This is a genomic window from Lactiplantibacillus plajomi, from assembly GCF_005405405.1.
GTDB classification, from domain to species: Bacteria; Bacillota; Bacilli; order Lactobacillales; family Lactobacillaceae; genus Lactiplantibacillus; species Lactiplantibacillus plajomi.
The window spans coordinates 67,185-79,344 of sequence record NZ_BJDZ01000003.1 but is presented as its reverse complement, the minus strand read 5'-3'; the positions used below and the strand labels follow the sequence as shown (position 1 = coordinate 79,344).

10 protein-coding genes and 1 pseudogene are annotated in these 12,160 nt (G+C 49.9%); 8 read left to right on the top strand and 3 right to left on the bottom strand.

The genetic code is table 11. From position 1 onward, the window contains the following. Positions 1-35: 35 nt before the first annotated feature. Genes FFM82_RS01720 through FFM82_RS01695 form a run of 6 tightly spaced genes read left to right on the top strand, consistent with a single transcriptional unit; the run spans position 36 to position 6,316 of the window. Entirely contained in the window at positions 36-1,271 is a 1,236-nt protein-coding gene (locus FFM82_RS01720) for a CaiB/BaiF CoA transferase family protein (protein WP_137644144.1), read from the top strand. 19 nt (positions 1,272-1,290) lie between these two features. After that, the gene (locus tag FFM82_RS01715) at positions 1,291-2,436 is read left to right on the top strand and encodes an acyl-CoA dehydrogenase family protein (RefSeq protein WP_137644143.1); all 1,146 of its coding nucleotides are present in this window, start codon (positions 1,291-1,293) and stop codon (positions 2,434-2,436) included. Between the two features lie 12 nt (positions 2,437-2,448). After that, positions 2,449-3,240 (top strand): electron transfer flavoprotein subunit beta/FixA family protein, encoded by a 792-nt coding sequence (locus tag FFM82_RS01710; protein WP_137644142.1) that lies wholly within the window; start codon positions 2,449-2,451, stop codon positions 3,238-3,240. 16 nt (positions 3,241-3,256) lie between these two features. Next, positions 3,257-4,231, top strand: a complete 975-nt coding sequence (locus FFM82_RS01705; protein WP_137644141.1) for an electron transfer flavoprotein subunit alpha/FixB family protein — start codon at positions 3,257-3,259, stop codon at positions 4,229-4,231. A 17-nt stretch (positions 4,232-4,248) separates the two neighbouring features. Continuing rightward, positions 4,249-5,844, top strand: a complete 1,596-nt coding sequence (locus FFM82_RS01700) for a class I adenylate-forming enzyme family protein (RefSeq protein ID WP_137644140.1) — start codon at positions 4,249-4,251, stop codon at positions 5,842-5,844. 31 nt (positions 5,845-5,875) lie between these two features. After that, the gene (locus FFM82_RS01695; RefSeq protein ID WP_170178172.1) at positions 5,876-6,316 is read left to right on the top strand and encodes an acyl-CoA thioesterase; all 441 of its coding nucleotides are present in this window, start codon (positions 5,876-5,878) and stop codon (positions 6,314-6,316) included. 122 nt (positions 6,317-6,438) lie between these two features. Here FFM82_RS01695 and FFM82_RS01690 read toward each other — a convergent pair whose 3' ends face one another. The 3 genes and pseudogenes from FFM82_RS01690 to FFM82_RS01680 form a co-directional block, all read right to left on the bottom strand. After that, positions 6,439-6,729, bottom strand: a complete 291-nt coding sequence (locus tag FFM82_RS01690) for an FMN-binding protein (protein ID WP_137644138.1) — start codon at positions 6,727-6,729, stop codon at positions 6,439-6,441. Between the two features lie 171 nt (positions 6,730-6,900). Then, positions 6,901-9,488, bottom strand: a pseudogene (locus FFM82_RS01685) (HAD-IC family P-type ATPase). Positions 9,489-9,712: 224 nt separating this feature from the next. Beyond that, positions 9,713-9,907, bottom strand: coding sequence for a PspC domain-containing protein (locus FFM82_RS01680; protein ID WP_137644137.1), 195 nt, complete (start codon positions 9,905-9,907; stop codon positions 9,713-9,715). Positions 9,908-10,151: 244 nt separating this feature from the next. Here FFM82_RS01680 and FFM82_RS01675 point away from each other — a divergent pair, with 244 nt between their 5' ends. Next, positions 10,152-10,574 carry an Hsp20/alpha crystallin family protein gene (locus tag FFM82_RS01675; protein WP_137644136.1) on the top strand — a complete coding sequence of 141 codons (423 nt, stop codon included), beginning with the start codon at positions 10,152-10,154 and terminating at the stop codon, positions 10,572-10,574. A gap of 176 nt (positions 10,575-10,750) precedes the next feature. Then, positions 10,751-12,085, top strand: a complete 1,335-nt coding sequence (locus FFM82_RS01670; protein WP_137644135.1) for a family 1 glycosylhydrolase — start codon at positions 10,751-10,753, stop codon at positions 12,083-12,085. Positions 12,086-12,160: the final 75 nt, after the last annotated feature.

The following is a 12,160-nucleotide window of genomic DNA, read 5'->3' as shown; positions in this document are numbered from 1 at the left end:
GTGCTATCGGCATGTTTACTTAGGAGGAAGTTTTCATGAGTAAAACTTTAGAAGGTATTCGCATTGTTGACATGACAACGTTCCTGGCCGCACCAACGGTTGCCCGCGTTTTAGGTGAATGGGGTGCCGACGTCATTAAAGTGGAACCACCGAAGGGTGACGCTGAACGGACGCAGGGTGCCGTGTTCAACATGCACTACTCGGATGATGAAAATTTAGGTTTTGATATTTCGAACTTGAACAAACGCTTTGTAACTTTGAACTTAAAGAAGGAAGACGGTTTAAAGGCTTTCGATGATCTGTTGAAAGACGCTAACGTCTTCTTGACCAACATTCGGACCCAGTCCTTGGCCCGGTTAGGAATCGACTACGATACGTTAAAGAAAAAGTTCCCGAAGTTAATCTTTGCCCAGGTCTTAGGTTACGGCGAACACGGCCCGCAAAAAGACGCGGCCGGCTTTGATGCCACCGCCTACATGTCCCGTGGTGGGGTGCTAGGGACGACGCTTGAAGCGGGTCAGAGCCCGATGAACCCGGCTAACGGTTATGGTGATTTCCAAGTTTCAATGTGTTTGGCAGCCGGAATCTGTGGCGCCTTACTGAAGCAACAACGGACTGGCGAAGGTGACAAGATCACCGTTAGTTTGCACCACGCCGCTTTGTTCATGCAAAACGTGGCGATGGTTTCCGCACAGTATGGCAACACTTACCCGAAGAGCCGTCTGAACGTGGCCAACCCGTTCAACGACTGCTTCCAGACCAGCGATAATCGTTGGTTCGTGATGTGTGTGCCCGTCTTTAACCGCGACTATAACAAGGTAATGACCCTGATTGGCCGTAAAGACTTAGTGGATGATGACCGTTATAACGATATCGACCAAATCAATGCTAAACACTTGAACACGGAATTCATCAAGATTTTGGACGAAGCCTTCAAGAAACAACCGCTACAGCACTGGGTCGACGTCTTTAAGGAAAACGACTTACCATTGGAAGCTTGCTACGTGCCAACCGAAATTTACAAGGACGATGAAGCTTGGGACAACGACGAATTACGGAAGATGAAGTTCCCGTCCGGTAACGAACGGATGATTCCAACCAACCCGGTTCGCTTTACCTCCCAGGGGAACCCAGAATTAAAGATTTCCCGTGCTCAGGGGTCCGATACCCGTGCGGTCTTGAAAGAAATGGGTTATTCCGACGAGAAGATTGCCAAGTTAGTCGAAGAAGGCGCGGCGGCCGAAACTCGGCACATCGGCGATCCGGTATAAGACGAGAGGAGAATGCGTTATGGCATTACAGTATACGGATGAACAAAAAGATTTCTTACAAATGGTCAAAGAGTTTGGGGATCAGTATTTAAGCCCAAAGGATGTTCAGAAATATGACCAAGCGGGTGAATGCCCGGAAGACTTGTTCAAGCCAGCCTTTGACATGGGACTCCACATGTTGGAAATCCCGGAAAAGTACGGTGGCGCGGGCTTGTCTTACGAAACAACCGCAATGATTTTTGAAAAGTTGGCCAGTTACGACCCCGGCTACGCCATTACCCTGGTTTCGACCTTCGTGGCGTTACGGTCGGTCATGATTGCCGGTAACGACGACCAAGTCCAACGTTTCGCGGACATCATTGCCCCCGGTGCCTTTGCCGCCTTCGCTTTGAGTGAAGCGGATGCCGGGACTGACGCGGGTTCTGTTCAAGCAACGGCCACCCGTGATGGTGATGATTATATCTTGAATGGCGAAAAAGCCTTCATTACTAATGGGAGCTTAGCCGACGTCTTCGTTGGGGTTTTCCGGACTTCCGATGACGGCAACAAGGGGCTGAGTGCGTTCATGGTTGAAAAGTCCCGCGGTGGCATCACGGCTGGTAAGCACGAAGATAAGATGGGCTTACGGTTGTCGAACACGACCAACGTTACTTTTGACCACGTTCGCGTTCCAGCGAAAAACCGGATCGGTGAAGAAGGTGCGGGTCTGAAAGCTGCTTTAAATAGCTTGAACTTATCACGGGCCTTCGTAGCGACCTTAGCCGTTGGGATTATGCAACGGGCGTTGGACGAAGCCGTTAAGTACGCGCAGGCGCGGCAACAATTCGGCAAACCGATCATTAAATTTGAAGCCGTTCAGGAAATGTTAGCCAACATGGCGATGGCGACTGAAGCCTCCCGCTTAATGGTTAACAACACCATGAAGATGATGGACGCTGGTAGCTTGGTTCGTAAAGAAGGGGCCATGACCAAGGCGTTCGTTACCGACCAAGTACAAAAAGTAACGTCGGACGCCGTTCAAATCTTTGGTGGTTACGGTGTTTCACGCGAATTTCCAGTTGAAAAATTAATGCGGGACTGCAAGGTCTTCCAAATTTTTGAAGGCACGAACCAGATTCAGCGGGTCACGATTGCCCACGAATTGGATCGGGAGTACCGCAACTAGGGGTGAATAGTAATGAAATCGCTTGTATTTATTAAAAGTGTTCGCAAATTAAACGCGGATCCGCAATTAGATGCCCAGGGCCAAGTAAATGCGGATGCCGACGTGGGAATTAACTATCTGGATAAGTTGGCGATTGAAGCCGGCTTACAACTTGCCGGAACGGATGGCAGCGTAACCGTTGCCAGTTACGGTGATCCAAAAGCAACCGAAAGTACGTTGCGCGATGGTTTAGCCATGGGTGCTACCAAGGCGGTAGCGATTACCAGTGATTTATTGACTGATCAGTCCAATCAAGTTGGCCTGGGTGTCATTTTGGCAGAAGCAGCGGCCCAACTTGGGGATTACGACGTCATTTTGACGGGTGACCAGGCGAAGGACGATGCGCAAGGCTGTGTCGGACTGCGGCTCGCCAACGCGCTGAAGTTACCGTACTTTGACCGGGTCAATGACTTAACTGCGGCTGACGGCCAACTAAACTACCAGTTACTGTGGGAACACGGTAAGTTGAATGGTTCGACCGCCACTCCGGCAGTTATTTCGGTAACCGATACGATCAATAAGCCGCGGCTTCCAAGCTTTAAGACGAAGATGACGGCTAAACGGGCCAAGATTGAAAGTTTGGCCGTTGACCAGTTAACGCTGATGGACGATGCGACTTGGCAGCATTTAAACGCTGCCGTAGTTGCCCAACGGTTTGTGCCGAAACCGGAGCGTCCGGCGGCTAAAATCGTTAATTACGATGATGATGGCGATGCAGCCATCAAGGACATGATGGCAGTTCTGCAACAGCAGAGCATTATTTAACGGGTGGTGAAAAATTATGACAGAACGACCAATTTACTTAGTCCTATTAGCTGATCCAGCTTTTACGGATAAAAATTTAAACTTAATTCATTTTGCCCAGGACGCGTTTAATGACCAACCATTAAATGCCGTTGTGGTGGCACCTGCCAGTGAACCAGCCGTGACCGACTACGAAAAGGCGGGCCTCAATGAACTTGATGTGCTGACCTACGCGCAGTTTTCAAAGGCGAAGGTTGCTCAAACCGCAGCGACAATTAGTGAGTTTTTGACCGGTCAGTCACATAGCGCAGTTCTATTTGGTAACGATTTTGGAACGACCAGCATTGCGAAGTTAGTGGCGGCCCAGTTACACGAACCGCTGATTACGCACATCAATGACGTTAGCGCCGTCGATGACGGTTGGCAGCTTCAAAAGCGCGTGTACAACGGGAACTTATTACAACAATTAACGGTGAAGGCTAACGAAGCGGCCTTGCTAACGGTCGACGTTGCCGGTGTTAACGATAAGGTTGCAGCTGGCAAGCAGGTGACGGTGGTAAAGAACCGTGCCGTTACCAAGGTTGCTACGGCAGCTGACGTGAGTTACGAGGCCTTATCGACCGCGGTCGACCAGTTAGAAGACGCCAACGTCGTCGTTGCTGGTGGCCGGGGGATGCAAGGTCCCGAGGGCTTCGAATTGTTACAACAGTTAGCCGACCGGTTACACGGTAGTCTCGGAGCCTCACGGGTCGCCGTCGACGCCGGCTGGGTCGGTAAGGAAACCATGATTGGGATGACCGGGAAGACGGTCGTACCTGACGTTTACATCGCCGTGGGCATTTCCGGTGCTTTCCAACACACTATCGGTATGGACCAGTCGAAGTACGTCATTGCCATTAATACCGATCCGGACGCCGCGATTTTTAAATTTGCGGATTACGGGATCGTGGGTGACGGCGAAACCGTTGTTAAGCAACTCTTAAGTCAGTTAAAGACACCCGTAGCGAGTTAAAGGGAGGACTGAATTGCATGACTAATTCGAATAGTTTGCACTTGCCAAACGCCTTTCCAATGACGATTGCCGCGGTTTGGCGTAAACGGTGTATGACAACTCCAAATCAAACCTTTTTAATTCAAGACCGGCAACGTTTAACTTATCGGGAAGTGGATCAGTTGAGCGACCAGGCCGTGACCTTTTTAGACCAGTTACGGGTCAAAAATGGTGACGTTGTTGCGATTCAAATGGCAACGAGTATTACGGCAATTCAATTGATGCTTGCTTGTATCAAACAGGGGATCACAATTTTACCGCTTAACCCGCACTTGGACCCTGACGAAGCACAAGCATTGGTTGATCGGATGCAACCGACCCTCATGATTACCCAAAGTGATGGTCGTAATTCGTTAAGCCTTAACTGCCCCGTTGGCTATCAACAGCAAACGGTTCGACTTAGTCAAGTGCCATTACAAGCTATGCAACGCCGGCAACGACCGCGAATCGCGGCCAGCGTCAAGCACCCGGCGGTCATCATGTGTACGTCCGGGACGACCAGCTTTTCCAAAGGCGTCATTTTATCCGATCAGAATATACTTTACAGTGAATTGCAATTCAATCGGATTTATGGCATTACCGCGGACGATGTCCTGGTCTTACCGTCCGGCATGTACCACGCCATTGGGTTTCATCACGGTTTAGTATCAACCATGCTGGCCGGCAGTACGATGGTCTTGATGCGCCGTTACTCGGTTGCAGGTTTGAAGAAAGCGATTTTAACGCAGCACTGTACGTACCTGGTCACGGTGCCAACCGTGATTTACGACGTGTTGGGTTGGTTCAAACGACCAAGCGACTTGCGGTTTATCGTTTCGGGCGGCTCACCGTTAAGTGACGGGCTCATCGACCGTGCCAAGAAAGTACAACTACCCGTGTATAACATTTATGGGCTCACTGAATGCGCACCATTTTTGTGCACCACGCCAGCCTATTTCGAGATGAAGCATCAGCATACGACGGCAGGTTACCCGATCGACGGCGTGCAGGTCGCACTGTTAGATGACCAACACCGTAAGATTACGGCAACTGGTCAAGTTGGTCAGATTTATGTCAAGGGGCCGGTCGTCTTTGGCGGCTATTACCACGATCCAGTTAAGACCAAGCAGACGTTAACGTCTAGCGGCTGGCTGAAGACGGGGGACCTCGGACATTGGAACCACGACCAGGCGCTAGTGGTCGATGGCCGGAGTAAGGACATCATTATTCGTGGCGGCGAAAATATTTCAGCCTACGTAATTGAACGAGAACTACTGCGGCACCCGCACATTAAGGATGCGGCGGCGGTTGGGCTAAAGGACAACCGGTTAGGTCAAATTATCGGTGTGTTCATTGTTACAACGCCGAGTGATACGGCACTGACATTGACGATGATTAAAAACTTTTTGGATGCGCGCGGCGTGGCCAAAAAGTTCTGGCCGGAAAAGGTTAAAATCGTTACCGAATTACCGCGGACAAGCTCCGGAAAAATCAAGAAACGTCAGCTGGTGTTGGCCGCTGAAAGCAACGGTCAGGTCCTAACGCACGACCGGCCGGGCCACGATTCCGGTTGGGGCGTGACGATGGAAGCTTAGGCTAATTCTAATAAAGGATGGGTGAATGGTTATGGAAGCTAATTTTTATCAGGTGCACTTGGGGGACTTCTTCGTGGCACCAGGAATGCTGAATCATCTCAATATCTTGCACGGTGGGGTGTTACTAAAGCACTGTGACTCAACCGTTGGGGTGTTAGCGAACCGCTATAGCCATTCACGCGTGCTGACCGTTGCCATCAATCAGTTTGAATTTAAACGTCCTGCGCACGTGGAGGACCACATCTGGTTTCGCATCACCTTGCTAAAGACGGGGCGGCATTCCATGAACTTTTTAGCCGAAGTCTTTAGCCAAGGCATTACGCAGGGGGATCCAGTTAAAATTGGTGAGGGAATCATGGTCTTTGTGGCCGTCAACCAGGCATTACGGCCCGTTAAGATCCCACCCTACCAAGTTACCGATACCGACCACCAAACTAAAATAAATGCAATCATCGATAAATTTGGGGTGTAGGCACCTAGACGGCCGTTAGCCGGAGCAATCCGACTAACGGTCGTTTTTTGTGGTGAAAAATATCAAAAAACGCTCACCGTTTCAAGGTTTAACGGTGGGCGCTGCGTGTATCATAGGTTGAATTAATATTTACTTACGGTTTCCGGCATGCCGTCGATCACGTCAGTCAAGGCGTCGACCATGCCATCGGTACTAACGGTTGCGCCGGTAACGGCGTCGATGTCGGGCGTCTGTTCGGTTAAAATCCGGTGAATCACCTTTGGAAGTGCCTGTTTTTCTAGACCATGCAGTTTAGTGCCCGGTTTGATTTCAATTCCGGTGATTTCGTCGTCAGAGAAGGTAAACTTGACGGGTAAGTCGTGCATATAGCCGTCCGCAATGATTTTATAACTCCCTGCTTTATATTTGGCCATTTTACTCAACTCTTTTCCAAATAGAATCGTTCCCTTAACCTTATCGTAGCACGGATTGGCGCCAATAATTAATTGGTTTTAACTATTGATTGATAGCGGTTTCTTACGGAGCGATTTCACTTGAACAACAAAAAAAGTTCCCGGCGATTGCCAGGAACTTTTACGCCTCAATTAGTTCAGCGCCTCAGCCCGCGTAAAGCGGAACCGAATGAATTTTCCGATTTCGGTCACGATCAACACGATGATCCCGCATACGATTGGAATTCCCCAACCGTAAAGGAAGTTGATGTTGGTCGTGTGGAACACGTCCTGCATAAATGGTAGGTAAATGATTCCGAGTTGCAACAGAATCAAGATTCCAATGATGTAGAACGCCATCTTGTTTTGGAAGAAGTACTTCGAAATAACCGGGTGGTCGTTTCGTAAGTTAAACAGGTAAAAAATCTTCCCGAAGATGATGATGTTTAAAGACATCGTACTCCCAATCACGTTTGGTAAGCCAATCGCGGTCAGGTAGTCGTAGGCAAAGATGCCGAGTCCGGAAATCAGTAACGACACGTAGACGATTTCAAACGAGTCGAGTTTGTTCAAAATCCCACGCTTGACGTCCCGCGGTCCCCGGGTCATGATACCGGCTTCCGGCGGCTCGAAGATAAACGCGAACTGGATGGTCAACGCGGAAACCATGTTGATCCAGAGTAACTGGGTCGGGTAAAGTGGTAGTTCGTGGCCCATCAAGATACTGATAATGACGACGAGGCCTTCGGCGAAACTGGTCGGCAGTAAGAACCGAATCGTTTTGCGAATGTTGTCGAAGACGTGGCGACCTTCACGGACGGCAGCGACGATGTCGGCAAAGTCGTCGTCGGCGAGGACCATGTCAGCCGATTCCTTGGCAACTTCGGTCCCCTTGATCCCCATGGCAACCCCAATGTCGGCTTGCTTCAGGGCGGGGGCGTCGTTGACCCCGTCCCCGGTCATGGAAACGACGTGACCATTAGCTTGTTGGCAATCGCCATCGCCGTATCCGGGTGGTCCCCGGTAATCATTTTAACTTGGACGTCGGCAGCCCGTAACGCGGCGATTGCCTTAGCAGCTTCTTCACGCGGCGGGTCGATGATACCGACTAACCCGGCTAATTCTAAGCCGGAAATCGCCTTAGCATCGATGGTGGTCATGGTTGCTGGAACAACTTGGTAGGCCAAGGCGACGACCCGCAAGCCGTCAGCGGTCAGGTCGTCCATGGCGTCATCCCAGTAACTGGTCTGATCAGCCTGGTTCGTTAACCGTAGCACGGTAGCGGGGGACCCCTTAACCATTAAGAGCCGTTGGCCGTTTAAATCGGCTAGGCGGGCTGAGAACCGGAAGGCGGAGTCGAACGGTAACGAGTCGATTTCAGCGACTTCCGGATCGTGGCCCGTCATTTTCCGATAAAGCGTGGTTAACGCCCCGTCGGTTGGTTCACCGGTCAGTTCCCACTTATTATTTTCAAAGTGCAGCTCGGCATCGGTCGTTTGACCAGCAATGTTAACGAGCCACTCCATGTTTTTATCACTATGCCAATCAACGGTTTGACCGGCTAATTTCAAGGCACCGTCGAAATTAACGCCACCTTCAGCGTCGTAACCCACGCCGGTCACGTCAAATTGGTGATCAGGGGTGACGACCTTAGTCACGGTCATTTCGTTCTTCGTTAAGGTCCCGGTTTTATCGGTGTTAACGATATCCACGGCCCCTAACGTTTCAACGGCGGGAAGGGATTTAACGATAACGTTCTTCTTCGTCATTTGACGAGTTCCCATGGCGAGCACGACGGACGTACTTGCGGGCAGCCCTTCAGGCATTGACCCTACGACCATGGTAATAACGGCAATCAGTAAGGTTGGTAAGCTGTAGATGTCCGTGACCATCCCTAAAAGGAATAGCAGGACGGCGGCAACGACGATTGCAACCGATAACCAGAGCCCGAGCGAGTTCAGGTTACGCATTAACGGCGTTGACGTTTGTTTAACTTCACTAACTGATTGTTGGATATGACCAATTTCAGTATTTTCAGCGGTGGCGGTCACAATCCCGAAAGCGGAACCACTCGTAACGGCGGTTGAGGCGTAGACCATGTTTTTGCGGTCGGCTAGGGCGAGTTGGTCATCTGACATTGGCTCTTCCTGCTTTTCAACTGGGTTGGTTTCACCCGTCAAGACGGATTCTTGAACGTTGAAGTTATCGGCAGAAATTAACCGCATGTCGGCTGGAACCGCGTCCCCCGCTTCGAGGTTCACAAGGTCACCAACGACCAGGTCACGGGCGTCGATTTCGAGTTTTTGACCACCACGGATAACGAAGTTCTTGGAAATCAACATTTCACGAATGCGTTCCAAAGCGTTGCCTGCTTGGCGTTCTTGGACGTAACCGATAATGGCGTTCGCAATAATGACTAAGCCAATAACCATTGAGTCCGAGTAGCGCTGCATGAAGAACGTTAAAACCGCGGCAGCCGCTAAAATATAAATAATACTGTTATTAAACTGCTTGATGAATTGGACGAATTTGGAGGTCCGTTTTACGGCCAGTTCGTTTCGACCATCGTGTTGTAAACGGTCGGCAGCCTCAGCGGCACTAAGCCCGGCTTCAGGATCCGTCCGGTACTTAGTCGCTAAAGTTGATTCATCAAGCTGCCACAGCTTGACCGGATCGGGTGGGACCTGATCTTCGGTCGTTTCTTCTGTGGGGGTCAATCTATGGGTGTTATCTTTTATCATTCAATCCACTCCTAAAAAATTTTTATTATTCTATCGATGGGGTTCTGTAAAATCACGGCGCTTGTTGCGCGTTAAGTAGGCCAATTTTGCCACATCCCTTCAAAATGAGTTCTCTATTAAAATAATTATATACGATTGTGAGGTCGCGTGGGCATCAAAACGTTAACATTTCGGTAACAAAAATTACGAGCGTACGGTCTTAGCAATCGCACGCTCGTTAAACGTTAATCGTTGACCGGATCCTTCATTAATAACCATAAAACTAAATAAGCGATGATTCCCGGGAAAAACGGGGTCAGTGCAAGGATGATAAATAGGATTCGGGTAACGTTACTATTCCATTCTAAATGTTCAGCGATACCGCCGATGACGCCGGCGATGACGCAATCATGTGCGGAACGGTGAAGATTAATTTTCATTTGTTAAATTACCTACCTTTTTTGACTGCCTATAATATAACAGGTTTAATCGTAAACAGCCACCAATAAGCGGGTGTTTACAAATTATTAAGAATTATTTAGCACTCTAACACTTAGAGTGCTAATTTCTTGCAACTTATGCTAAAGCTGATAACATAGTAGATGAAGGTCAGGAAAGGTCAAAGAAATGATGACCACTGACCCGGACAACTAGCCAAAACATCATTGAAAGGGGTCTGTTAGTATGGCTAATGCATTGATGAATCGGAATAACTTTGATATGTTGGATCCGTTTGAACGGATGGCACAATCGTTTTGGGCACCGTTTGAAGGTTTAGATCAGGCCTTGAAGACCGATATTAGTGAAACCGATGACCAGTACCAAGTTAAGGTTGACGTACCGGGAATTGATAAGAAGGACGTTAAGTTAGACTATCGTGATAACGTGCTGTCAATCCGCGTCCAGAAGCAGAGTTTCGTTGACCATGAAGATAAGGATCAAAACGTTGTGATGAACGAACGGCGCGCGGGCACGTTACAGCGGCAATACGCACTGCCAAACGTCGCGGTTGATAAAATCAGCGCGGCCCAAACGGATGGCGTTTTGACGATCACGTTACCAAAGACCGCACCAACAACTAATGCCGGTCATATCGATATTCAGTAGGATTTACAGGGTCACGGTTTAGTGATTAATTGGTCGCCTCTAGGGAGAGTCTCCCTGGGGCGGCCTTTTTTAGGCCGTATTTCTATTTGCTGGCGGTTGCACCCTGCTGGAAAAATCAGTATAGTTGTTTGTAAGCGCATACATAATCCGTGATGGATAGAAAAAGGTGAAATTAAATGGATAAAACATTTCCAAAGGGCTTTTTATGGGGCGGTATGATGACGGGGAGCGCGGCAAACGTCAACGCATCTAAGGCGGCTTTTGCGCAGCGTCTGGTGACTGAACCGGTGACGCGTGGTTGGCGCGGTGCCGAACTTCAATTGATGGATGCCCCAACTGCGACGACCGTGACCGTTGATTGGTCGCTGACCATTAAAAAGTTGCAACAGATGGGTTACCACACCTACCGCATCCCGATTGCGTGGGAGCGGATCTTTCCGAACGGGGACGACGAAACGCCGAATCAGGCGGGATTGAATTATTACCGGCAAATATTTGAACAGTGCCAGGCTGCGGGAGTCGAGCCAATCGTGACGTTGGCGGATTACCGGGTTCCAGAACACCTGATGCAGGCTTACGGCGGTTGGTTACACCGGCAAGTGATTGATAGTTACGTCCACTATTGCCGGACGCTGTTTTTGACTTTTAAAGACTTGGTTCATTATTGGATTCCATTTAACGAAATTAATAACTTGGTAATGCTAGCCGGAGAATTTCCGGGCGTCGGGCTCCCGTTAAAGGATGGTCAACCGATTGCTAATCCGCTCAAAACGGCCACCCAGCGGCAGGACTGTTTTCAGGCGTTGCACCATCAATTGGTTGCGAGTGCCCGGGTCACGCAGCTGGCCCACCGAATCGATGCGGACAATGAAGTCGGTGGCATGTTAGCCGGCCGGCTGAATTACGTGGCGACGGCTAAATCCGAAGACGTGCGCCAACACCAATGGGCGACGGCGCTGAATAACTGGTTATGTGGTGACGTCCTGTTACGTGGGGCCTATCCGTACTTTGCTGACCACTATTTTGAGCGCCACCAGTTACACATTCACACGGCCCCCGAAGACGCCCAAACGTTACGGGCCGGACGGGTGGACTTTATGATGATCAGTTATGACGGTCTACACATGCAGCTGACGTCTGAATTAAGTGGTCGTGAAGCACAACGTACGGCGGACGAACATAATGATCCACTAGGCTTACAAATTTACTTAAACGCCGTGTACGGCCGTTACGGGGTGCCGTTGATGGTGACGGAAAACGGGGTGGCGGCTAACCGGTTATTGAAGCAGACGCCGTTAGCCAGAATTGCCTACTTAAAGGCGCACATCGCGGCTGTGCGGGCGGCCGTGGATGAAGGCGTCGACGTTTTGAGCTACTTGCCGTGGGACGGCTTAAATCACTTACCGGCCGAGCTGACGGACCAGGTGCCGGATAACGCTGATTTTCAAGCTAACATCGCGCGCAGTGTGGCCTGGTACCGTCAAATCGTGGCAACGAATGGTGTGGTTTAACACGTATTTCCCGGGAAATATGTGAGCTGATTTACGACTTTATAGTCGACCCAACTGAGTTATTTCCCGGGAAAT

What these genes read in the sequence shown, in the direction of transcription:
- FFM82_RS01720 (WP_137644144.1), top strand. Translation starts at nt 36, where the DNA reads ATGAGTAAAACTTTAGAAGGTATTCGCATTGTTGACATGACAACGTTC.
- FFM82_RS01715 (WP_137644143.1), top strand. Translation starts at nt 1,291, where the DNA reads ATGGCATTACAGTATACGGATGAACAAAAAGATTTCTTACAAATGGTC.
- FFM82_RS01710 (WP_137644142.1), top strand. Translation starts at nt 2,449, where the DNA reads ATGAAATCGCTTGTATTTATTAAAAGTGTTCGCAAATTAAACGCGGAT.
- FFM82_RS01705 (WP_137644141.1), top strand. Translation starts at nt 3,257, where the DNA reads ATGACAGAACGACCAATTTACTTAGTCCTATTAGCTGATCCAGCTTTT.
- FFM82_RS01700 (WP_137644140.1), top strand. Translation starts at nt 4,249, where the DNA reads ATGACTAATTCGAATAGTTTGCACTTGCCAAACGCCTTTCCAATGACG.
- FFM82_RS01695 (WP_170178172.1), top strand. Translation starts at nt 5,876, where the DNA reads ATGGAAGCTAATTTTTATCAGGTGCACTTGGGGGACTTCTTCGTGGCA.
- FFM82_RS01690 (WP_137644138.1), bottom strand. Translation starts at nt 6,729, where the DNA reads ATGGCCAAATATAAAGCAGGGAGTTATAAAATCATTGCGGACGGCTAT.
- FFM82_RS01680 (WP_137644137.1), bottom strand. Translation starts at nt 9,907, where the DNA reads ATGAAAATTAATCTTCACCGTTCCGCACATGATTGCGTCATCGCCGGC.
- FFM82_RS01675 (WP_137644136.1), top strand. Translation starts at nt 10,152, where the DNA reads ATGGCTAATGCATTGATGAATCGGAATAACTTTGATATGTTGGATCCG.
- FFM82_RS01670 (WP_137644135.1), top strand. Translation starts at nt 10,751, where the DNA reads ATGGATAAAACATTTCCAAAGGGCTTTTTATGGGGCGGTATGATGACG.